Consider the following 23,617-nt stretch of genomic DNA (forward strand, 5'->3'; position numbering starts at 1 on the left):
CTACTCAGCCTTAGCAAATGTGATGGAGTATTCTCCAAGCTTTTGATAGGTTCCGTTAATTTCCTCAGAAAGATATAAAGTACCCTGGCTGACTCCCGGTGCACCAGTGATATCCAGTGTATACGGGAACTGCAGTGTCTGTCCTTCCAGAATCACAGATGCAGACGGATTACCGTTTACATTCTGTATCAGTTCCAGGCGGATAGGTCCTCCTGAATATCCGATCGGTGTATTCAATGCCTGTGTACATTTCCAGACCTCACCGTTTGCAGCAGCTGCACTCTGCTGTGCCAGATCTGCTGCAGAAGTATCTGTGCCGGCTGCACTATCTGTACTGCCTGCATTGCTGCTTTGTGTATTTGAATCGGAAGTCTGCGCAGAAGATGGATCCTGATCTCCGGAACTTACAGTAAGCACTACATTCACAGTATCCGGATCATCCCAGTCACCTGCTTCAGGCTCCTGGGCAATTACCTCTCCTGCCGGTGCATCTGTACTCTTCTGCTCTTTCACTTCAATATTCAGAAATTTGCCAAAGGTTGTAATCGCATCATTCTTCGTCATACCAACAACACTTGGTACTTCCACACTGTCACCATAATCAACACCACGGCTGACAACCAACGTAACACTTGTTCCGGAAGCCACCTGATTTCCTGCAGCAGGAGTGGTAGAATATGCATATCCCGGATCCACAAGGGGGTATCCGTCATCATTTAATTCACTGTATTCCTTCTGGACATTTACAGTAAGTCCCATATCCTCCAGTGTCTGCTGGGCATCTATGCCTGTCTGTCCATCCACATCCGGAATGGTGATCTGCTGAGTTCCCTTGCTGATATAATACTTAATCGTTGTATATTGCTCAACCTTGCTTCCCTGCGGAATATCCTGAGAAGAAATCGTTCCTTTTGCCATGTCAGAAGCTTCCTCACCCATAGGCTGGATTCCCAGCTTCATATCCTTAGTGATCGTCTTAGCCTCTTCCTCTGTTTTTCCACGAAGATCCGGAACAGTGACCATTTCATCATCCTCTGTTTTCTCGGTCTGAACCTGCTGTTTATTTTCCGTTTTCGCTCCTCCGATCAGACCAGAAGCTTTTCCTGCGATCAAAATGATTGCAATCAGGATCAACACACCCATCAGAAGCATGATAATGGTCATCACCTGACCATTGCCTTTCTTGTGTTTTTTATCCTTTTTGCTTTCCCGTCTCTTCCGTGATGTATCCTCCGGCTCATCATCATAATCCGTCTCATTGATCTCTGCTTCCAGAGCCTCCGGATCAGCCTTTGAAATCTGCTTTGGTGTATGCTTGATCTCACCCAGTTCCGCATCAGAAATCACTACTGTTTTGGCATCGTTATCTACTGATGTGAGCTTTACAAAATCACCCTGAGGATCAATAAGAGAATGCTTCAGATCCCCGATCACATCCTCCATATTCTGGTATCGTCTGTCAACACTTTTCTGTGTACATTTCAATATGATCTGCTCCAGGCTGTGCGGCAGCTCCGGTGCATATACACTTGGCGGCACCATCTCTTCCTGAAGGTGCTTGATGGCAATGGCAACTGTAGTATCTCCGTCAAAAGGAACCCTGCCTGTCACCATCTCATAAAGCGTGATACCCAGAGAATAGATATCACTCTTCTCATCACTGTATCCTCCACGCACCTGCTCCGGAGAACTGTAATGAACAGATCCCATTACATTGGAGCTGATGGTATTGGATGACGCTGCTCTGGCAATTCCAAAGTCTGTTACTTTTACCTTTCCATCCATGGAAATAATAATATTCTGGGGCTTTACATCACGATGTACAATCCCATGGCTGTGTGCGGCCTCCAGCCCCATGGAAACCTGAATGGCAATGCTGGTAGCTTCCTTTACAGAGAGTCTGCCCTTCTTGGAAATATATTCCTTCAGTGTGATTCCCTCGATCAGTTCCATAACAATGTAATAAACTCCATTGTCATCTCCAACATCAAATACATTAACAATATTTGGATGTGTCAGGACTGCGGCAGCCTGTGCCTCACTTCTGAATTTCTGTATAAAAGTTGTATCTTCCCGAAACTCCGGCTTCAGCACCTTGACAGCGACAAAACGATTCAGCTTGTGATCCTTTGCCTTGTATACGTCCGCCATTCCGCCGGTACCTATTTTGCCTAATATTTCATAGCGCTCTGCTATGATCATTCCTGTTTTTAACATTCTTCCACCTCATTTGCGAATGGTTCTATCAATACAATTGCAATATTGTCTTTACCGCCGTTACGGTTTGCCTCACCGATAAGGGTTCTGCCCCTTTCATCCAGGGCCTCATCCCTTCTGGAAAGTATCTCTTTTATCCGGCTGTCCTCGACCATGTTGCTCAGTCCATCTGAACACATTAAAATCACACTTTCCGGTTCCAGTTTCAGATCAAAAAAATCTACATCCACTGTCCTTTCCGCACCCAGCGCTCTTGTGATGATATTTTTGTCCGGATGGTTTCTGGCCTCTTCGACACTGATTTCTCCCATCCTGACCATCTCCTGCACCAATGAGTGGTCTCTTGTTATCTGCTGAAGTTCTCTGTTCGCCACATAGAGACGGCTGTCCCCCACATTGGCCACATATGCATACTGCCCAACGATAGTGGAAACTACCATAGTGGTTCCCATTCCCTTCAGTTTCTCATCCTTCTGTGCCTGCTCAATGATCTCTCTGTTCGCACTTTCAATGGCATGACGGATCACCTTAACCGGATTGAAATCCCGATCCTGTCGAATCTCCTCTACCACAACACTGACAGCATGGGAGGATGCATAATCACCTGCATTATGTCCGCCCATTCCATCCGCAACAACAAACAGATTCGGAAGATTCCCAATCGGGTCGGAAGAGGCGAACACATAATCCTGGTTCATCTTCCGCTTCTGACCCACATCAGTAGCTGAATATATCCTCATGTCACTTCTCGCTTTCTGTTTTTTCCATATAGCTTTTTCTTAACTGTCCACAGGCACCGTCTATATCACTGCCCATTTCCCTTCTAATAGTAACATTTATTCCACATTTTTCAAGTTTTATTTTAAAATTCTCAACAGCCTGTCGTGTAGAACGTTCAAAAGAGCGCTCCTTAATCGGGTTTACGGGAATCAGATTTACATGACAATTGATATCCCGGATTCTTCCGGAAAGCTCTCTTGCATCCTCATCACTGTCATTCACCCCGGCCACAAGGCTATATTCAAATGTGATCCTTCTGCCTGTCATATCAAAATAGTGGCGGCATGCTTCCAGAACTTCATCCATACTGTATTTTCTGGCAATCGGCATAAGCTCCTGTCTTTTCTCATCATTTGGTGCATGAAGAGAAAGTGCAAGTGTCATCTGCAGCTTTTCCTTAGCCAGTTCATAGATTTTGGGTACCAGTCCGCAGGTAGATACTGTCAGATTTCTCTGGCTGATATGAAGTCCTCCATCCTCTGTGAGAATGTGTATAAACCGCAAAAGATTGTCATAATTATCCAGTGGCTCACCGGTTCCCATCACTACTACATTGGACACTCTCTCACCGGTCAGAGTCTGAATACGATAAATCTGGTCCAGCATTTCTGAGGGAAGCAGACATCTGGTAAGTCCTCCGATCGTAGAAGCGCAGAAACGACATCCCATACGGCATCCCACCTGCGAAGAAATACATACGGAATTTCCATGTTTGTACCGCATAAGCACGCTTTCGATCACATTTCCGTCACTGAGACGAAAAAGATATTTCTGCGTTCCATCTAGTCTGGAAGTCTGTACATCTACCACCTCCAGGGCAGTAACAGGGTATTCCTTCAGCTTCTCTCTGAGCCCCCTGGATAAATTGGTCATCTCATCCCAGGAAGTAACCAGGTGCTCATGAAGCCAGCTGTATATCTGCTTTGCCCTGAAAGGCTTATCCCCTAGGGCAGTAACCAGCTCTTTTAATTCATCAACTGTCATTGACTTGATATCTGTCATTACTTATTTTCTCCTGAATTTTGCAATAAAGAAACCATCTGTTTTGTGCACTCCCGGCAATAACTGAAGATACCCCAGAGCAGTGGTTTCAGAATGAAGTTCCTGAGGAAGGAAAGGATCCAGGCTCTCCAGTTTAAATGGGTGATGATTCATAAACCACATCATATTTTCCTCATTCTCTTCTTTTGCAATGGTGCAGGTACTGAAAACCAATACTCCGCCTGGCTTCACATACTCTGCTGCCCGATCCAGGATCGTTCTCTGCAGGATCACAATTTCTTCCTGCTTCTGAGGTGTCACTCTGTACTTTATTTCCGGCTTCTTGCCGATCACCCCATAACCTGAGCAGGGCACATCTGCCAGAACAATATCTGCTTTTAATTCCGAATCCACATCAAAAACAGTGGCATCCATCACTCTTGCCTGCACATTGATGGAATCCAGACGATTGATATTTTCCTCAATAAGGTCCACCTTTTGCTGGCTTACATCTCTGGCATCTACAGTACCATAATTTCCCATCTTATCTCCTGCATGAAGGCTTTTTCCTCCGGGAGCAGCACACATATCAATAATATAGTCTCCCTTCTTTGGATCTGCAACCTCAGCTACCAGCATGGAACTTACATCCTGTACCTGAATTTTCCCCTGAATAAAAGCATCCAGGGCAAGAATATGATTATAATCAGAAATTTCATATGCATAGGGAAGATAGGGAGCAGGAGTTACCTTTACTCCCTGCTCTGTCAGGCTCCTGTAAATCTCTTCCTGTGGATATTTATGGATCCGGCAGCGCACAGTAACCGGCTTCTCCTTCAGAAACTCTGCCAGAATCATTTCTGTCTTTTCTTCACCGTAAGCTTCCAGCCAGCGATTGACCAGATTTTCAGGCATGGAGTACTTAACAGAAAGAAATCTCACCAGATCCTGCTCTCTGGATGGAAATTCCAGATTTTTATATTCCCTGGCTATGGTCCGCAAAACTCCGTTCACAAAAGGCTTCAGATTATAAAATCCCTTTCTCTGAGCCAGCTTCACCGCTTCATTGCACACTGCACTGTCCGGTACACTATCCATGAATTTAATCTGATATACCCCGCTGCGCAGGATTTCTCTGATTGCAGGTTTCATTTTATCCACAGTCACCTTAGAATAAGAATCAATGATATAGTCGATCAGAATTCTGTATTCCAGAGTTCCCTCACATACCCTGGTAATAAATGCCCGTTCCTGTCTGGGAAGGAACTGATACTTGGAAAGCGCATTCCGAATGGCAATATGGCTGTGCCTTCCCTCTTCTTCAATTTCAAGTAGTATTTCCAATATTAATTCTCTGGTATTAATTCCATTAGTCACGGTCTCTTCCTCCGGCCAGTATGATCAGTCTGAGAAGCTGCAGAACAGATGCTGCAAGGGCTGCCACATAAGTCAGAGCAGCTGCCACCAGAACCTTCTGTGCTCCCTTTACCTCCTCTTGGGCGATCAGTCGGTTGTCACCCAGCATTTTCAAAGCTCTGGCTGATGCATTAAACTCCACTGGCAAGGTCACCAGCTGAAAAAGGACAGCCAGAGAAAATAAAAGAATTCCCAAAGTCAGCAGCGGACGTATGGAGAAAACAAGCCCTGCCAGAAACAATGGCCAGGAGAGAGTAGAGCCAATATTGGCAGCCGGTACAATAGCAGTTCTGATATTCAAAGGTGCATAGTTTACCGCATCCTGGATTGCATGTCCACACTCATGGGCTGCTACTCCAATGGCTGCTACTGATGTTTTCCCATATACATCCTGGGAAAGAGCAACCTGTCTGGTTCTGGGATCATAGTGATCTGTCAGACTTCCTGCAACAGCCACCACGGAAACATCCGTGATTCCTGCCATGCGCAGAATCTGTTGTGCAGCCTCTGCCCCTGTAAGCCCGGAAGTACTGTGGACTTTGCTGTACTTTGCAAAAGTACCCTTTACTTTGGCTGATGCAGCCAGAGACAATACCATTCCTATAACCAGCAAAATATAAGTGGGATCAAAATAATATCCGTACATACAATCACTCCTTATGATCTGTAAATCTGCTTCCTGCTACTATATGATATCCCCGCAGAAAAGCTTCTGCATCCATCCGTTTTTTACCTTCCAGCTGTACCTCTGTAAGAATCAGTGTTCCACCCTTGCAGGCAACATGAATTCCTTCTTTATCTGTAAGAACAACAGTTCCGGGTGCCTCACCGGAGCATTTTTCATCTGCCCGGCTTTTCCATACCTTAAGAGTCTTTCCATTTACAAAGGTATAAGCACTTGGCCATGGGTTCAGCCCCCGTACCAGTCTTTCCAGTTCTACAGCAGACTTATGAAAGTCCATAAGCCCCATCTTTTTGTTGATCATTGCCGCATAAGGAGTCGGGCTCTCCTCCGGCTGCTTTTCCCATACTGCAGTTCCCTGTTCAATAGACGGCAGTGTTTTGATCAGAAGTTCTGCACCTGCCTGGGCAAGCTTTGCAAAAAGACTTCCGCCGGTTTCCTCCTTTTCCAGAGGGATCACAATCTTTGAGATCATATCTCCGGTATCCAGTCCCTCTCCCATCTGCATGATGGTAACACCGGATTCTTTTTCTCCATCGATCACAGCCTGCTGGATGGGGGCAGCTCCTCTGTATTTCGGTAAAAGTGATGCATGAATATTAATGCAGCCAAACTTCGGCAATTCCAGCACATCCCTGGGAATGATCTGTCCAAAGGCTGCCACAACAATCACATCCGGTGCAATTTCACGAAGTGTGTCCAGAAATTCCCTGTTATTTCTGACACGCTGGGGCTGATAAACAGGAATTTCATGCAAAAGAGCTTCTTCCTTTACAGGTGTAGGAAGTAAGGATTTCCCCCTTCCTTTTGGTTTATCCGGCTGAGTAACCACTGCTGCCACATCATATCCGGCTTCCACCAGTGCCTTTAAGGGCGGCACAGCAAAATCAGGTGTTCCCATAAAAACTATTTTCATATTCTAATCCTATCCTCTCAGTCTTCTTCATCGTAGCTGACCCGGTGAAGCTCTCCCTCCACCAGCTCTGTATACATATGTCCATCCAGATGATCCAGTTCATGGCAGAAAGCACGGGCCAGAAGTCCCTCTCCTTCATATACCACTTCTTCCATATCCTCATTCAAAGCTTTCACCTTTACATAGTCAGGGCGGGTTACCTGTCCTGACATCCCCGGAACACTAAGGCAGCCTTCATCTCCTGTCTGCTCTCCGGACTTCTCAATAATCTCCGGATTGATTAAAATGATCGGTCCGTCACCTACATCAATTACCACAACACGCTTCAGGATGCCCACCTGCGGTGCAGCCAGGCCAACTCCCATTGCCTCATACATGGTATCCAGCATATCTGTGATCAGGTCATGGATACGCGGTGTCATTTTATCTACCGGTCTGCTGATTTTTGTAAGTACAGGATCCCCCTCTACTCTGATTGTTCTAAGTGCCATTTTCTAATCTCCTTTTCTCAACTGAAATCAAACTGTATATATATTTTCCGGAAACCGGAATTTATTTCCATGTATTTTTCCATCTGATCCTTGATCCGGACCAGTGTTTTATATTCTTTATGCTTTAAATAAATAACCTGCCTGTAAATATCCTTCACCTTACCTATGGCTGCATAAGCAGGCCCTATTACATGCAGATCTTTTTCCCTGTAGATCCTGTGGATATACAGTTCCAGATAATGCATAGCCTGAGTCAGTACTTCCTCATTCTCCCCTGATCCAAGAATTGCCAGCATGTGAGATGCAGGCGGATAATCCAACAGCATACGGTAGCTCATCTCTTCCTCATAAAAGGTCTGATAGTCCTGGGCAGCCGATGCCTGAATACTGTAATGCTCCGGGTGATAGGTCTGAATCACTGCCTCACCTGCTTTCCTTCCTCTTCCGCAGCGTCCCACTGCCTGACACAGCAGCTGAAAAGTACGCTCTCCGCAGCGGTAATCCTCTGCATTGAGGGAAAGGTCTGCAGCAATCACTCCTACCAGCGTTACATCCGGAAAATCATGCCCTTTCACGATCATCTGGGTTCCCACCAGCACATCTGCTTCATGAGCAGCAAAGGCTGCCAGAATCTGTTCATAGCTTCCTTTATTTCTGGTAGTATCAAAATCCATACGCAAGGTTCTGACTCCAGGAAAGGTATCCCTTACAACCTTCTCAATCTGCTGGGTGCCGGCCTTAAAGCCACCAATATAAGGAGAGCCACACTGAGGACATACCTGCGGCTTTCTGGTCTCATATCCACAGTAATGACACAGCAATCTGCCATTATTATGCTCTGACAGCGATACATCACAGTGTGGACATTTCACCACAAATCCACAGGAACGGCAGGATACGAAGCCTGCATAGCCTCTGCGGTTCAAAAACAGCATGATCTGTTCTTTTCTCTCCAACCGTTCTTTCATTTTCTCCTGCAGGGATCTGCTCAGAACCGAGCGGTTCCCCCCTCTCAGCTCTTCCCTGAGATCAACAACTGATACCTGCGGCATTGGTCTGTCCCCATATCTGGCAGTCAGTTTCACCAGACCATATTCACCGCTCCGTGCTCTGCTGTATGCTTCCAGAGAAGGAGTGGCTGATCCCAGAACAACTCTGGCATGTTCAATCCCTGCTCTGGCAATGGCGGTCTCCCTGGCGTGGTATCTGGGAGAACTTTCACTTTTATAGCTTGGCTCATGTTCCTCATCTATTATGATCAGCCCCAGATCCGGAAAGGGGGTAAACAATGCAGAACGGGGACCCACCATTACCTGGACTCCCCCTCCCCTTGCACGTTTAAACTGATCATAGCGTTCTCCCTGGGACTGTCTGGAATTAATGACAGAAACCTTCTCTCCAAACCTGGCATAGAACCGCCTCACAGTCTGATAAGTCAATGCAATCTCAGGAATCAGCACAACAGCCTGCTGGCCCTTTGCAAGTATTTCCTCGATCAGCCGCATATATACCTGGGTCTTACCGCTTCCGGTCACTCCCTGAAGCAGTACCGGCCGTGGCTCAGGCTTTTCCCATTCCTGCAGTATTTTCTCTGCCGCCTGCTCCTGCTCCCGGTTCAGAGTCAGAGCCGGTTCTCTGGGAATGTCCTTTCCATCTATAGAATTACGAAAAATTTCATCATACTCTATACGCAGGATTCCCTGCTCTTTCATTTTTCCCACAACAGCAGAAGTGGCTCCAAGCTCTTTTGCTGCCAGAGTATACTCCAACCGTTTTTTGTCCAGAAGTTCTCTCAGGAGCCTTGTTCGCGCTTTAAACCTGGTTTTTTCCAGTCCTTCCAGAATTTTTCTTCCCTCTTCCTCTGAAACGTTCAGACAGAGATATCTCTTCTCCTTTGCCCGTATCTTCTCTTGTATGGGAAGAACCGTCTTCAATGCCTGGATCATGGTAGAGCCATAATTTTCCCTCATCCAGGCTGCCAGAATGATCAGCCTGGATTCTGTTGTCTCCTGTCCGCTGCTGCACTGAAAAATCGCCTTTATCCTGTCAGGATCTACCTTTGGCTTATCCGTCAGACCTATCACATATCCCTTACGGATTTTATTTCCGTTTCCAAAAGGGATGGATACCACCATCCCCACCTTTATTTCCTGCTCCAGTTCTTCCGGCACCCTGTATTGAAAGGTTTTATCCAGCTTTTCACTGGAAATATCTATTATTATATCAGCATAAATCATAATTAATCATTATTTGCCTGCAAGGATGTCAGCAATCAGTACTCTCTCATCCATTGGATATTTCTTGCCTTTGATCTCCTGATAATCCTCATGTCCCTTACCGGCCAGAACAATAATATCTCCCGGTTCTCCGTGGTGGATCGCATAGGCGATAGCTTCCTTACGGTCTATGATCTCCACATATTTACCGCTGGTCCTGGACATTCCTGTTTTTATATCATCAATAATAGCCTGGGGCTCCTCATCCCTTGGGTTATCTGAGGTAATGATCGTCAGATCTGCCAGCTTTCCTGCCACCTCTCCCATTTCATAGCGGCGAAGTCTGGAGCGGTTTCCTCCACATCCGAACAGACATACCAGTCTGTGTGGATGATATTCCCGTAATGTGGTCAGAAGGCTTTCCAGTGCCATTGCATTATGTGCGTAATCGATCATCAGTGTAAAGTCCTCAGACACCTTCACCATTTCAATACGTCCCTTTACTCTTGCCACTTTCAGAGCTTTCAGGATATTCTCCTCTGATACTTTGAAATGGCGGCAGATGGCAATGGCAGTTAAAGAATTATAGATGCTGAATTTACCCGGAATATCGATTTCTACCGGAAAGTCAAGCAGTCCTCTCAAATGATAGGAAATTCCCAGATATCCCTTACCTCCCACTAGCTTTGCATCCTCAGCCCGAAGATCTGCCTCCGATGAAAATCCATAAGTCTCCAGCTCACAGGTATGTCCCTGTATGATTTTCTCAAAATGCTCATCATCCCTGTTTACAATCCCTGTTCTGCACTGTTTCAGCAGCAGCGATTTACATCTGAGATAATCATCGAAATCCTTATGCTCATTTGGCCCGATATGATCCGGCTCAATATTGGTAAAAATACCAAAATCAAAGACAAAGCCCTGTGTTCTGTGAAGCATAAGTCCCTGGGAAGAAACCTCCATTACCACACAGTCACAGCCTGCTTCAACCATATCATGGAAATATTTCTGAACCATATAAGATTCCGGTGTGGTATTGCTTGCAGGAATCACCTTATCACCGATGATGGCCTCAATAGTTCCGATGAGCCCCACCTTATATCCGGCATTTTCAAGAATGGATTTTACCATATAGGTAGTTGTGGTTTTTCCCTTTGTTCCTGTAATACCGATCGTTTTCAATTTTTCTGCCGGATATCCGAAATATGCGGCAGAAATAAATGCCATGGCATAGCGGCTGTCCTCCACAAGGATAACAGTCACATCTGCAGGAGCCTCAACTTTCTCCTCCACTACCAGAACTTTCGCACCTTTTGCGATCACATCCGGCACAAATTTATGTCCGTCCACAACCGCCCCGCGGATGCAGATAAAAAGAGAACCCTCTTCTACCTTTCGGGAATCATATACAACGTTTTTAACTTCCTGGTCTGTGCTTCCCTGAATACAGGTATACTCCAGACGCTCTAATAAGGATATTAACTTCATTGATGTCCTCCATATTTTTATATACTCTATATTAGAATAGCACACCTCCATTCCCGTTTCAACGTTGTTTTTTGGCAGCTGCCGCTCCTACAATAACTGCGCACACACATAATGCAAGAAAAAATGTTCCTTTTGTATCATCTCCTGTGCTGGGCTTGGAGGCTGTCTCATAGGCGCTCCCTGATTTCGAACCTGCCCCATAGGACTGATAAGAGGAATAGGTCTGTGTGATCTGTGGTGTTACCGTCACCTCCGCAGACTTCACAGTCACCTCTGACCGAGATTTCATATTCGTTGTCCCGGTCTCATCAGAAATAACAGTTACCTCATTTACCAGCTCCTGACTCTCAAAATATTGAGGAATCGTTACAACCGCATAAAGCCCCAAAGCCTCTCCCGGTGCAATGCTTGGAATCAGCGCCTGCGTTCTTGTACTATTTAAGGTTACTCCTTCCTTTGGCATAAACTGAGCCTGAATATTTGCATTTAGAAATCTCTCTGTGCTCAGAACAGAATGAAGTGTTTTTTCTCCTGTATTACGGATACATATCTGATAGGTAATCGTATCGCCCGGAAAAGCTTCCGTTCTGTCCGCTGTTTTTTCCACTTCAAAAGAGGCCTTCAGTCCTTCTACTTTAATCTGGCATGCAGCCTGACAGCCAATCATTTCTTCTCTGCCAGGATGTTTTGTCTTTACAGTTACTGTGTGAAACAGATCTCCCTCCTTATTCTCATCCGGCAGAAGCGTCATCCGAAATCTCCTGCTCTCTCCTGGGTTTAATGCAGCCAAAACTGCTTCTTTGCCATCTACGTAAAAATCCGGTTCAGACTCCCACACTGCCCGGATATCCTCCATAGAAAAACTGCTTGAAAACCGAAGATCTGTCAAAGAAAGCTGGCCTGTATTGGTCACATCCAGAATATAATTTACCGGCTGTCCGGCTTTTGTTTTCTCCACATCTGCCCTAAGAACTGCCTCGATTCCTGTTTTTGCCGCATTTACCAACAATTCAGGGGAAGGATTGGAAACCAGAGTCTGAAGTTCTTCTCCTCTTTTTTCCTGTAAAAATGTACCCAATCCCGGCTGATCCTTTTGTAAAGGTTCATCCTGTACCACCGGATAATTTCTTTTCTCCCAGGAAAGCTGATATTCCGGACGCAGTGTCACCGGAACAGTCAGTGCATAATAATCCTCTGTGATCTTTTCTATCTGCAGATGATCTGTAAGACAAAAGATCTCCGTGTCTTCTCCCTTCTGGTTTTTTATGGAAACAGTTTCTGCTGTAATTTCTTCCGGAAGAAAAGCTGTATCCGGAAGAAAATATTCAGATATGTATGTGGTCAGAATATATTCCTTCTTTTCTTCCGGCATGGCAGGATTTTCAGTTTCGCTCACAAGATTTTCAACTTTTCCAGAAACCTCTTCTGTCTCTGTGTCTTCACCAGTCTCCACATTTTCTCTGACTTCTGTCTCCTCTACAGTTTCTGCTTTCTCCGCTGCTCCACCTTCCTCAGAATTTTCTTCCATATTCTCCCCCTCATCTGCTGTAAAGCTTTCTGTCTCCATTCCTGCCTGGGGTTTCTCCTGTTCCGCTTCACTGGTATCCTTCAAAGTATTCAGCCCGCTAAGCCGCAGGGTCAGATCTGCTTTATAATTTTCCTCATCCGTCCATTTTGCGCTTTGTTCTATATTCAGAACCGGCGCTACCAGTTCTGCCCCTGATACCTGCATTCCCTGAAGCGGTACACAGATGCCTGAAAGAATAGCTGCCATGGCAAGTACTGCTGCTTTCGTCTGATTCCATATTCTGTTTTTCATATTATCGTCTCCTAATAATTTCATGAAAATTTCGCCATCTGCGACCTTTTGCTGTTGTTTCTCATGCCGCATTTCCACTGACGGCCTTTTCCCGTCCAGTCTGCAGCTTTGCCTCTTATCCAGGAGTACGTAACAGTCATACAGACATAAGCATTCCCCCTCTTTGCCAGACGGCTCATCACTCTCCGTCTTCCATTTAATGATGTTCTGTGAAATAATGCACCGAAACAGTGCCTGAAAATCATCTCTGCAGAATGCAGAAACAGATGAGGGTTACCTCAGACCCGGTAACTCTGTCTTTACTTTAGCATGTCCCTTTTCGGAAAGCAAGCAATTGGAGTAAATATATATTTACTTTAATTTTTGTTTATAATTCTTTTATATTTTTTCCGTTTCTTTCAGATTATTGACATACTTTGCACATATTTTCCCCCTATAATAGGTTTTGGATAGATGAAAACCACTCTCTATCTCCCCCCTCAAAAATGGACAGTTCCTGCAGCAATGCGGGAGCTGTTTATTTTATTATTGTTTTTATTCGTTTTTAATTGCTGTTCGGAGAAGAATCTATTGCATTTCCCCGGACAGTCTTTTATAATGTAGTGTATCATTATGATTATCTCGGGAGGCTTGAATCACAGCCACCTGTGTACAACAAAAATAAAGAAACGAGGTATTTCCCATGAGCGAAAAAATTACAGTAGTTGCATTGGGCCACAGAGCATTAGGTACAACTCTGCCAGAGCAGAAAATTGCCACAAAAAAAGCTGCCAAAGCTATTGCAGACCTTGTAGAAGCAGGAAACCGTGTAGTAATTTCACACAGTAACGGACCACAGGTCGGAATGATTCATACTGCTATGAACGAATTTGGTAAGGCACATCCGGATTATACATTTGCACCTATGTCCGTATGTTCTGCCATGAGCCAGGGCTACATCGGTTATGACCTTCAGACTGCCATCCGTGCAGAGCTGCTTTCCAGAGGTATTTACAAACCGGTTGCCACTGTATTGACTCAGGTTGTGATCGATCCTTATGATGACGCTTTCGCAGAACCAGAGAAGATCATCGGCCGTGTCCTGACCAAGGAAGAAGCAGAAGCAGAGGAACATAAGGGTAATTTTGTTACAGAGCTTGCAGACGGTACCTACAAAAGAATCCTTGCTGCACCAAAGCCGCAGAAAATTGTAGAGCTTGAAACGATCCGCACACTTGTAGATGCGGGCGAGATCGTCATTGCAGCCGGAGGCGGCGGTATCCCTGTTATGGAGCAGGGAGTTGCCTTAAACGGTGCCAGTGCTATTATCGAAAAAGACCTGACAAGCGGACTTCTGGCTCAGGAGTTAAATGCAGATACTCTTCTGATCCTGACCAGTGTAGAGAAGGTAAGCCTGAATCTTGACATGGATAATGAAGAATTCCTGGGTGAAATCTCTGTAGCAGATGCTAAAAAATATATGGATGAGAACCAGTTTGCACCGGGATCTATGTTGCCGAAATTTGAAGCGGGAGTCAGCTTTGTTGAAAAAGGAGACGGACGCCGGACTATTATTACGGATATTGCCCATGCGAAGGATGGGGTTTATGAGAAGACGGGGACTATAATTAAATGATGTTTTGCAAAGGGGACGCATAGCGGCGTCCCCTCTGCACACCCCTCGCGCTAGAGCGTGTTTGAAAAAGGCTTTCTGCAAGATGTGCGTCACAATTTGTGGTATATTTTGTCCGGATGAAGGCGCCGTAGCGGGCTACGGCAACTGAATTCGGGCAAAATATACCGCAAAGTGGGGCGTGCAGATTGCGGGAATGATTTTTCAAACACGCTCTAGTGTCTGACGGGAGGGGTGTTGTTGTTTTTAGGTATGGAAGGAGCTCCGGGTTGAGATATGAGGGAGCTTTTGTTAACTTTACTTTGTTGGTGAGACGGACGGGGAGGCGGCGGGGCCTGCCCCTGATATTAGATTAGCCGAATCAAGCGAATATCCGCTTGACTGTTGGGATGGTAATACCAACGTTAATTGAGATGTATTATAAAAAGAAGGTGTCTGAAAATAGGCAGTCTTACAAAAGAAGGATGTAATTCGTTTTGAATTACATCCTTATTTTTTGGATTACATGGATTTTCGTTCGGCGATTTCGGCCATTTTGGCTTCGTTGAGGCGGGTGTCACCGTGGACGCGGCTGTAGGAGAGATAGCCGTTCATGCGGTCGATTTTGGTCAGGTTTTTGGAACCGCATACAGGGCAGACATCCATTTCAAGTTCTTCATGTCCGCAGTCATCGCAATAGGCCAGGGAGAGATTGACTCCTTCGTAATAACCCAGAGCCATGGCACGGCGGATGAGAGTCCGGACAGCTTCTTTATTGTAATCAATGGGATAACGGACGTACTGGATCTTACCTCCGTTGCACAGTTCCCAGAAGCGGCCTTCCAGATCCTGTTTTTCGATTGGGGTGACTTCTTCGGTTACATGACAGTGGAAGCTGTTGCTGACATAAGGACGATCAGAAACGCCTTCGATAATTCCATACATTTTACGGAACTGTTCTACCTGAAGTCCGCAGAGGCTCTCTGCGGGAGTTCCATAGATTGCATAGAGATATCCATCCTCTTCCTTAAATTTATTTACTTTTTCATTGATATATTTCAGAACTTCCAATGCAAACTGACCATCCTCTGCAATGGATTTTCCATTATAAAGTTCCTGCAGTTCATTAAGAGCAGTAATTCCAAAGGATGCAGTCATGGGTTTGAGGATTTTGCCGATCTTTTCATTTGGTTTCAGACGACCGCCGTAGAAACCGCCCTCACAGTAAGCAAGAGGATTGGTAGAGGCACGCATCTGTCCCAGATATTCGTAGGTACGGATATGAAGGCTCCGGATCATTTCCAGATAGAAATCCAGCACTTCATAGAAATCTCTGCTCTCTGCTCTGGCTTTAGCCAGGATCATAGGCAGATGAAGGCTTACTGCTCCAACATTAAATCTTCCCACAAATACTGGCACATCCTTATCATCAGCAGGATACATACCGCCTCTTTCGTACCATGGGCTCAGGAAAGCACGACAACCCATAGGGCTGATCACCTTTCCGTACCGTTTGTACATACTTGCAATATATCCCTTTCCTGACATGGAAAGCCAATCCGGATACATTGTTTTTGAAGAGCAGTCTACTCCCGCCTCAAAAACATCCTCGCAGCTTTTTCCTTTTCCATGGATCTTTTCATCATAAAGAAATACGATTTTAGGGAAAAGTACAGGCTTCTTGTGTCCTTCCTTCCCCTGTCCGCCTTTGTGTACTGCCAAAAGTGACATACTGCACATTTTCTCAAACTGTCCGGTTCCCAGTCCCAGTGTGACAGTGACAAAGGGATAATCTCCTCTGGAGGACCCTACTGTATTCAGCTTATACTCAATTCCCTGCCATCCCTGGTCATAATCTCTACGGACTTTATCCAGTGCGCGCTCAATAGCCTTTTCTTCTCTTCCTACCCAGCTTGGATCAGAATATTGCATAAACTCCTCAATATATCTGTCATAGCTTTTCTTTGCATAAGGTGCCAGGATCTTATCCACTTCCGGGACTGTAAATCCGCCATACTGCTGTGCGGCTGTACTCAGAATAATATCCCCCATAACATCAAATGCTGTATCCAGAGTTTTGGGTTCATTGTACCATACATTTCCCATCTCAAAGCCGTCCTTCAGCACAGCTGCAACATCAAAAAGACAACAATTCATAGTATCCAGACGGGCAGACTGATCATGAATATAGATATAACCATCCTTACATGCCTGAAGCTCATTACGGTTCATAAAAAATTTACGGTAAAGCTCTTTGTTCAGTTCATTAAAGATCAGGCTTCGCTTGGTAGCAACCAGAGCACTGTCTGTGTTGGCATTGCTCTTATCACCAATATAACGAATTGCCTGACTCTTGGTATATACGTCATCCATCATGTGGATGAAATCCAGTTTATAATTTCTGTAATCCCGGTAACTTTTAGCTACAGCTGGATTTACTCTCTCCAGGGCGCCCTCTACAATGTTGTGCATCTCCTGGATCTGGATCTCATTTTTTCCCAGGGAAGCTGCATGCTCCTCAGCAAACTTGCAGATAAAATCCTGCTCTTCCTCAGAAAAAGTATATAAAATCCTGGCTGCTGATTTATTCACAGCTGCTACGATCTTTTTGGAATTAAATTCTTCCTTTGTTCCGTCTTTCTTTATTACATAAATCATACTTTTTCACTCCAATATACAAGATATAGTATAAAATATTGATTCGCCCCATATTTACGTCTATATGTGGTGTGCTTTACAAGTATAGCACATCGTCTGTAAAAAAGAAAGGGGGAAAATTTTATTCGTCATATTGCTGAATTTCATATAACCTGAAATAATTATACTGTCCATCCAGAGAAGTAACTGTGAGATGATCGCCCTTGTGTAACTCCAGCTTCAGCTGCTGTCCCTCCTGATCAAAATCCCAGACTCCTCCAGTACCGTCTGCCGGAACGAACTCCAGCTCTATTCCCTCCCAGACAGCCTCCACAACATATTCTCCTGGTCCCATGAAGTCTTCTGTGTTGCTTTCCACAACCTCATAATATTTATCTTCTGTATTCAGCATATAGTAATCATACTCATCCAGCTCAGAAGAAGACATCACCTTCTGGTCAGGCACTTCTTTTTTCTCTTTGTCATCTTTGTCAATGAGTTTTGTCTTATATATAAATTCTTCAATTTGATGAGGCTTCCATGTTTCCAACACATCAGGAACATATTCTATAAGAACTGCAAGAAGGGCAATCACCATCCAGAATATGACCATCTTTTTTCCTTTTTTCTCAGTTCCACTCTGTTTTCCGGAGGTGTATGTTTTTGAAGCAGTTCTCCCAGCATTGCTTACTGTCTTGCTTGTAGTATTTTTATTATTTACAGTCTTTCTGGCTGTGCTTTTATTCTTTGTTCCCTTGTTCTCGGCAGTCTTTTTCTTTGTATAATCCGCGCCGCCCTTCCGGTCAGGGAGAGGAATCTCGCTCTGATCCATTTCTCTTCTCACTTTTGCCGAAGAATGGCGGTAATGCTCAGAACGATCCTCATTAAGATGATACATAACCGCATCGTTTCTATAAGGCATTCCACAGTATTTACAGCGTCCGTTTACGATTGGTCCATCACATACCTGGCATCTTTTTCCCATATTCTATCCCCCACTTCACAAATCATTGTATAATGTTCCAAATCAAGCGGATATTCGCAACCCCCGCAGGGGACTTACTTGATTCGGTTAATCTCTGTAGTTTCATAAATAATTGTAACATTTTACGCTAATCTTGCAAGATGAAAATTGCCAATCGCACTTTTTCCTGTTATAATAGCGTGGTGTAAAATAAATGGATATTCAATCAGAATATGACAACCAAACTATAGGAGGACTACAATAATGGAACAGATTAAAATTCCTGATGGTTATCATTCAGCCTTAAACCTCCATGATACCCAGATTGCAATTAAGACTGTGAAGGATTTCTTTCAGCAGACTCTGGCTCAGAAGCTGAATCTGCTTCGTGTTTCAGCTCCGGTTTTCGTCAATCCTTCATCTGGTCTGAACGACAACTTAAATGGCGTAGAGCGCCCTGTAAGTTTTGATATTAAAGGACAGCCGGAAAATGCCGAGATCGTACATTCCCTAGCCAAATGGAAAAGATATGCCTTGAAAAAATACGGCTTTGCCCAGGGCGAGGGTCTCTATACCGACATGATCGCGATCCGTCGAGATGAAGACCTGGACAATATTCATTCTGTATATGTAGACCAGTGGGACTGGGAAAAAATCATCGGCAAAGACCAGCGCAACATGGATACCCTTGTTTCCACTGTCCGCACGATTTATAGTGTTCTCAGAAAAACTGAGAAATATATGGCAGTACAGTATGATTACATCGAAGAAATCCTGCCAAGAGAAATTGCCTTTGTCAGCACTCAGGAATTGGTGGATATGTATCCTGAACTGACTCCCAAGGAACGTGAATATCAGATTGTCAAAGAAAAGGGGGCTGTATTCCTTATGCAGGTAGGCAAAACCCTGACTAACGGTGAACGCCATGACGGACGTGCCCCGGACTATGATGACTGGGAATTAAACGGTGATATCCTTGTATATTATCCGGTTCTTGATATTGCTCTGGAGCTTTCCTCCATGGGTATCCGAGTAGACGAAGACTCTCTGGACAAACAGCTTACCATTGCAGGCTGTGATGACAGAAGAGAGCTTCCTTTCCAGAAAGCGATCCTGAACAAAGAGCTTCCATATACCATCGGCGGTGGTATCGGACAGTCCCGTATCTGTATGTTCTTCCTTCGCAAGGCACATATCGGCGAAGTACACGCTTCCCTGTGGTCCCAGGATATAATGAATGAGGCAATGGAAAAAGGTGTTCAGCTTCTGTAATTTTGACCAAAAATCATCGGTGTGTTCACAGATTTTTCGAAAAATTTTAATGTAATGGGGTAAATACAAAAGTGAATATTTTATTTTTTTTAACACCAAAAAGCGATGTAGCATACATATTTGAAAATGAAACCCTGAGACAGACACTGGAGAAAATGGAACACCGGAAGTTTTCCTGCATTCCTCTCCTCAGTCTGGACGGCAAATACAGAGGAACCATTTCCGAAGGGGATCTTCTCTGGGGAATGAAGACCCTAAATGTTCCCGATATCAAAGCAGCTGAGGGAATTTCTATTATGGCAATCCCACGGAGAGCCACTTACAAGGCGGTACACGCAGATTCCAATATGGAGGACCTGTTAGACAAAGCCATCAATCAGAATTATGTTCCGGTGACAGATGACCAGGGCTATTTTATCGGAATCATCACCCGAAAAGAAATTATCAAATATTGCTACAAAGAACTAAAAAAGTATGAGTCATCCAATAAACCGGAAACAGAATAATTCCAGACTCAAAAAAAGATTGCGGATCCATCAACCCGCAATCTTTTTTATTTCTATTATAAAATTATAAAACTTTGGATAAAAACTCTTTCAGTCTTGGATTCTTCGGATTTGCAAAAAACTGCTCCGGAGTATTCTCCTCCTGTATCTTGCCATCATCAATAAAAAGAACTCTGGTTGCCACTTCTCTTGCAAATCCCATCTCATGAGTAACTACAGCCATAGTCATACCTGACTGTGCAAGTTCCTTCATCAGTTCCAGAACCTCACCTACCATCTCAGGGTCAAGTGCAGAAGTGGGCTCATCAAAAAGCATCACATCAGGATTCATAGCCAGGGCACGGGCAATAGCAATACGCTGTTTCTGTCCACCGGAAAGCCTGTCCGGATATGCATCTGCCTTATCCGGCAGCCCTACACGCTCCAGAAGCTCATCTGCTCTCTTTGAAGCTTCCTCTTTTGTCATCAGCTTCAGTTCCACAGGTGCCAGCATAATATTCTCTTTTACAGTCTTATGCGGAAAAAGATTAAACTGCTGGAACACCATTCCGATCTTCTGGCGATGTCTGTTAATATCAACCTTCGGATCTGTGATATCTGTTCCCTCAAAGAGGATCTGTCCTCCTGTCGGAACCTCAAGAAGATTTAAAGATCTGAGGAAAGTAGATTTACCGGAACCGGAAGGACCGATGATGGCCACTACTTCTCCCTGACAGATATCAGTTGTAATCCCGTCAAGAACCTGATTTCCGCCAAAGTTCTTTTTCAGATCCTTTACCTGGATCAATACATTCTTATCGCTCACTGGTTCTTAATCTCCTTTCCAGTTTATTCATTCCCCATGTAAGGATTCCAATGATCACAAGATAGATCACTGCTGCTGCCATCAGTGGCCAGAACGCATTATAGGTACGGCTCTGGATCAGCATTGCGCCCTTTGTAAGATCCATCATACCAATATAACCAATGATGGATGTCTCTTTAATCAGTACGATAAATTCATTTACCAGTGCAGGAAGTACATTCTTAAATGCCTGAGGGATGATGATCAGACGCATGGTCTGAGCAAAATTCAGTCCCAGGCTTCGTCCTGCTTCTGTCTGTCCCTGATCAATAGACATAATACCGGAACGAACGATCTCGGCTACATATGCACCGGAGTTAATACCGAAAGCAAGTCCGCCTACGATGATCTTGTTAATACTTACAGCACCGAAAATTACAAAATTCATGATCAGCAGCTGGATCATGGTCGGTGTTCCACGGATTACAGTCAGATACACTCTGCAGATTGCATTAAGGACCTTAAAAGAACCTGACTTATCATGTGCTGAACGGATAATGGCTACTAAAAAACCAATGATCAGACCAATGATCAACGCACATACTGTGATGATAAGAGTTGTTTTCAAACCATCCAAAAGCCAGAGATAACGGTCATCTTTAATAAAGTTCAGATAAAAATCTTCTTTTATACTTGCTAATATCATAGGATTATTCATAACAACCTCTGTCCCCGAAAAGAGAGCTGTTGGCAGATTGTCAACAGCTCTGTTGTATCGTTTCTATTATTTTTTTACAATGATAACCTGGCTTGCATCTGCATAGGTATCTGTAAAATCAACACTGGATTTACGGTCTTCTGTTACAGTCATACCTGCTGCACCGAAGTCTGCCTTACCGGACTGTACTGCTGGAAGAATGGCATCGAATTCCATATCTTCAATCTTCAGTTCATATCCAAGTTTATCACAGATGGCCTGTGCAATGTCTGCATCAATACCAACAATATCATCACCTTCGTGATATTCATATGGCTCAAACTCAGCATTGGTTGCCATTACCAGTGTTCCGTTGGAACGGTCAACATCTTCCGGAGATTCATATGGTGTCTTACCTGCATCTTCACCGATGTAGTTGCTCATAATACTGTCAATGGTTCCGTCTTTTTTCAGTTCTTCCAGAGCTCCGTTGATCTTTTCAAGAAGTTCATCATTGCCCTTCTTTAAGCAGATGGCATATTCTTCTTCTTCAAAAGGCTCCTCCAGGATCTTAATGTCATCATTGTTCTCCACGAATTTCTGAGCCGGCTGTGAATCAATGATCACACAGTCGATCTGACCTGCTTTTAATGCCTGAACCGCTTCGCTGCCTTTGCTGTAACGTTCAACTGTAGAACCATCCTTCTCATAATCAGATGCATCAAGGTCACCTGTTGTACCAAGCTGAACACCAATGGTTGCTCCTGCAAGGTCATCCTTTGATTTTATTTCTTTGGCTGCATATACATTGCCAGCCATGGAAACTACCATAATCGCACTCAGTGCAAGGGCTGCAAATCTCTTCTGATCTTTCATCTTTTTTCCTCCTCGCATCCGAAAGTATACCTATTGCTGCTGTTTTTTATATTTTTCACACAGCAGCGTATAATTATGCATTTCGGCTGTATATTTTTATTTTTAATTTTAACATACTTTCTATAAAATGCAAGATAAAACTTAAGTGATATTTTCATTTCAGCATATTTATGCTATCATGCCCTATATACACCATAAATATTTATATATAATACCAACAGCCGGAGCAAGTCCCCACCCACTGCTTATTACTTTTCGCACCCCCCGCAGGGGACTTACTTAATTCGGGTAAATTCTGCATAACAAATATTTTTTTCATATGAGATATAATAGACCCGGAAATTTATATTTTTCACTTTTTCATAACATTTTTACTTTATAGTTACAGGTATTGAAAACTATTTAAATACAAGGAGGATTTGCTGATGAAATTCACAAAAATGCAGGGCATTGGAAATGATTATGTATATGTAAACTGTTTTGAGGAAACCGTGAAGGATCCGGCGGCTGTTGCCAGATATGTCAGTGACCGTCACTTTGGTATCGGATCTGACGGACTGATCCTGATCAAGCCTTCAGATATAGCAGACTGCGAAATGGATATGTATAATCTGGACGGATCCCAGGGTGCCATGTGCGGCAACGGTATCCGTTGTGTTGCCAAATATGTATATGACTATGGTATTGTAAAAAAAGAAAATATTTCCGTATCCACCAAAAGCGGGATCAAGTATCTGGATCTCACTGTCAGGAACGGTAAGGTTGCTCTGGTCAGAGTAAACATGGGGTCTCCGGTTCTGACTGCCAGCCAGATCCCGGTGGTATCTTCCACAGAGGAGATGATCAATGTACCTTTGAAGGTAAACGGGGAAACCTACTATATTACTGCTGTCTCCATGGGAAATCCCCACGCCATTGTATATATGACAGATGTGGATCATCTGGATATTGGAGAAATCGGTCCCTATTTTGAAAATCACATGGCATTTCCAGACAGAGTCAATACAGAATTTGTAGAAGTGCTGGACGATCATACCTTAAAAATGCGTGTCTGGGAACGTGGCTCCGGCGAAACTCTTGCCTGCGGTACAGGTGCCTGCGCAGTGGCAGTTGCCTCTATTCTCAACGGCCATGTTGACGGAGAAAAGCCTGTCACAGTGAAACTTCTGGGCGGTGATCTGGAAATTTTCTGGGACAGACAGGAGAACCTGGTCTACATGACCGGCCCTGCTGCCACTGTTTTTGACGGAGAAATTGACCTCAGCTTTCTGGAATAAATGCTGA

The 23,617-nt window shown here is 44.3% G+C and carries 20 protein-coding genes and 2 pseudogenes; 5 read left to right on the forward strand and 17 right to left on the reverse strand.

Going from position 1 to position 23,617, the window contains the following annotated elements; genetic code table 11:
* Genes pknB through H8Z82_RS17135 form a run of 11 tightly spaced genes read right to left on the reverse strand, consistent with a single transcriptional unit; the run spans position 1 to position 13,251 of the window.
* Positions 1-2,217: a Stk1 family PASTA domain-containing Ser/Thr kinase gene (gene pknB / locus H8Z82_RS09510; RefSeq protein ID WP_019162790.1), complete on the reverse strand. Its 2,217-nt coding sequence runs from the start codon at positions 2,215-2,217 to the stop codon at positions 1-3.
* A complete protein-coding gene (locus H8Z82_RS09515) occupies positions 2,211-2,957 on the reverse strand; it encodes a Stp1/IreP family PP2C-type Ser/Thr phosphatase (protein WP_019162791.1) in 747 nt (248 codons plus the stop codon). Before H8Z82_RS09515 ends, pknB begins: the two co-directional genes overlap by 7 nt.
* A 1-nt stretch (position 2,958) precedes the next feature.
* Positions 2,959-3,999 (reverse strand): 23S rRNA (adenine(2503)-C(2))-methyltransferase RlmN, encoded by a 1,041-nt coding sequence (gene rlmN, locus H8Z82_RS09520; protein WP_186994978.1) that lies wholly within the window; start codon positions 3,997-3,999, stop codon positions 2,959-2,961.
* A gap of 3 nt (positions 4,000-4,002) precedes the next feature.
* Positions 4,003-5,355, reverse strand: coding sequence for a 16S rRNA (cytosine(967)-C(5))-methyltransferase RsmB (gene rsmB / locus H8Z82_RS09525; protein WP_186994979.1), 1,353 nt, complete (start codon positions 5,353-5,355; stop codon positions 4,003-4,005).
* The gene (locus tag H8Z82_RS09530; RefSeq protein WP_186994980.1) at positions 5,348-6,040 is read right to left on the reverse strand and encodes a zinc metallopeptidase; all 693 of its coding nucleotides are present in this window, start codon (positions 6,038-6,040) and stop codon (positions 5,348-5,350) included. The genes rsmB and H8Z82_RS09530 overlap by 8 nt, the downstream gene beginning before the upstream one ends.
* A 4-nt stretch (positions 6,041-6,044) precedes the next feature.
* Positions 6,045-6,992 (reverse strand): methionyl-tRNA formyltransferase, encoded by a 948-nt coding sequence (gene fmt, locus H8Z82_RS09535; protein ID WP_186994981.1) that lies wholly within the window; start codon positions 6,990-6,992, stop codon positions 6,045-6,047.
* A gap of 17 nt (positions 6,993-7,009) precedes the next feature.
* Positions 7,010-7,483 (reverse strand): peptide deformylase, encoded by a 474-nt coding sequence (def, locus tag H8Z82_RS09540; protein ID WP_186994982.1) that lies wholly within the window; start codon positions 7,481-7,483, stop codon positions 7,010-7,012.
* Between the two features lie 17 nt (positions 7,484-7,500).
* Positions 7,501-9,720, reverse strand: a complete 2,220-nt coding sequence (gene priA / locus H8Z82_RS09545; protein WP_186994983.1) for a replication restart helicase PriA — start codon at positions 9,718-9,720, stop codon at positions 7,501-7,503.
* A 9-nt stretch (positions 9,721-9,729) separates the two neighbouring features.
* Positions 9,730-11,187 (reverse strand): UDP-N-acetylmuramoyl-L-alanyl-D-glutamate--2,6-diaminopimelate ligase, encoded by a 1,458-nt coding sequence (locus H8Z82_RS09550; protein WP_186994984.1) that lies wholly within the window; start codon positions 11,185-11,187, stop codon positions 9,730-9,732.
* Between the two features lie 58 nt (positions 11,188-11,245).
* Complete coding sequence (locus tag H8Z82_RS09555) at positions 11,246-13,006, reverse strand: DUF7507 domain-containing protein (protein ID WP_186994985.1); 1,761 nt, start codon at positions 13,004-13,006, stop codon at positions 11,246-11,248.
* A 20-nt stretch (positions 13,007-13,026) separates the two neighbouring features.
* Positions 13,027-13,251: a hypothetical protein gene (locus tag H8Z82_RS17135; RefSeq protein ID WP_207724650.1), complete on the reverse strand. Its 225-nt coding sequence runs from the start codon at positions 13,249-13,251 to the stop codon at positions 13,027-13,029.
* Between the two features lie 437 nt (positions 13,252-13,688).
* Between H8Z82_RS17135 and arcC the strand changes: the two genes are divergently transcribed.
* A complete protein-coding gene (gene arcC, locus H8Z82_RS09560) occupies positions 13,689-14,621 on the forward strand; it encodes a carbamate kinase (RefSeq protein WP_019162801.1) in 933 nt (310 codons plus the stop codon).
* Here the strand turns inward: arcC and H8Z82_RS17910 are convergent.
* Positions 14,614-14,766: pseudogene (locus H8Z82_RS17910) on the reverse strand (DUF6783 domain-containing protein); the annotation flags it as partial. The gene arcC and the pseudogene H8Z82_RS17910 overlap by 8 nt on opposite strands.
* Between H8Z82_RS17910 and H8Z82_RS17915 the strand changes: the two are divergent.
* Positions 14,704-14,844: pseudogene (locus H8Z82_RS17915) on the forward strand (DUF6783 domain-containing protein). The pseudogenes H8Z82_RS17910 and H8Z82_RS17915 sit on opposite strands and share 63 nt — an antisense overlap.
* 275 nt (positions 14,845-15,119) lie before the next feature.
* Here the strand turns inward: H8Z82_RS17915 and nrdD are convergent.
* The gene (nrdD, locus tag H8Z82_RS09565; protein WP_019162802.1) at positions 15,120-17,255 is read right to left on the reverse strand and encodes an anaerobic ribonucleoside-triphosphate reductase; all 2,136 of its coding nucleotides are present in this window, start codon (positions 17,253-17,255) and stop codon (positions 15,120-15,122) included.
* 121 nt (positions 17,256-17,376) lie between these two features.
* Positions 17,377-18,219, reverse strand: coding sequence for a hypothetical protein (locus H8Z82_RS09570; RefSeq protein WP_186994986.1), 843 nt, complete (start codon positions 18,217-18,219; stop codon positions 17,377-17,379).
* Between the two features lie 243 nt (positions 18,220-18,462).
* Here H8Z82_RS09570 and asnA point away from each other — a divergent pair, with 243 nt between their 5' ends.
* Both asnA and H8Z82_RS09580 read left to right on the forward strand, forming a co-directional pair.
* Positions 18,463-19,470 (forward strand): aspartate--ammonia ligase, encoded by a 1,008-nt coding sequence (gene asnA, locus H8Z82_RS09575; protein ID WP_019162804.1) that lies wholly within the window; start codon positions 18,463-18,465, stop codon positions 19,468-19,470.
* 71 nt (positions 19,471-19,541) lie between these two features.
* A complete protein-coding gene (locus H8Z82_RS09580; protein ID WP_019162805.1) occupies positions 19,542-19,976 on the forward strand; it encodes a CBS domain-containing protein in 435 nt (144 codons plus the stop codon).
* A 64-nt stretch (positions 19,977-20,040) separates the two neighbouring features.
* Here the strand turns inward: H8Z82_RS09580 and H8Z82_RS09585 are convergent, their stop codons facing one another.
* From H8Z82_RS09585 to H8Z82_RS17345, 3 genes are all read right to left on the reverse strand, one after another.
* A complete protein-coding gene (locus tag H8Z82_RS09585) occupies positions 20,041-20,781 on the reverse strand; it encodes an amino acid ABC transporter ATP-binding protein (RefSeq protein ID WP_019162806.1) in 741 nt (246 codons plus the stop codon).
* Entirely contained in the window at positions 20,771-21,478 is a 708-nt protein-coding gene (locus H8Z82_RS17340; RefSeq protein WP_019162807.1) for an amino acid ABC transporter permease, read from the reverse strand. The genes H8Z82_RS09585 and H8Z82_RS17340 overlap by 11 nt, the downstream gene beginning before the upstream one ends.
* A gap of 66 nt (positions 21,479-21,544) precedes the next feature.
* Positions 21,545-22,333 carry a transporter substrate-binding domain-containing protein gene (locus H8Z82_RS17345; RefSeq protein WP_019162808.1) on the reverse strand — a complete coding sequence of 263 codons (789 nt, stop codon included), beginning with the start codon at positions 22,331-22,333 and terminating at the stop codon, positions 21,545-21,547.
* 425 nt (positions 22,334-22,758) lie between these two features.
* Between H8Z82_RS17345 and dapF the strand changes: the two genes are divergently transcribed.
* Complete coding sequence (dapF, locus tag H8Z82_RS09595; protein ID WP_186994987.1) at positions 22,759-23,610, forward strand: diaminopimelate epimerase; 852 nt, start codon at positions 22,759-22,761, stop codon at positions 23,608-23,610.
* Positions 23,611-23,617: the final 7 nt, after the last annotated feature.

The sequence above is a fragment of the Blautia difficilis genome (genome assembly GCF_014297245.1).
Taxonomy (GTDB): domain Bacteria; phylum Bacillota; class Clostridia; order Lachnospirales; family Lachnospiraceae; genus Blautia_A; species Blautia_A difficilis.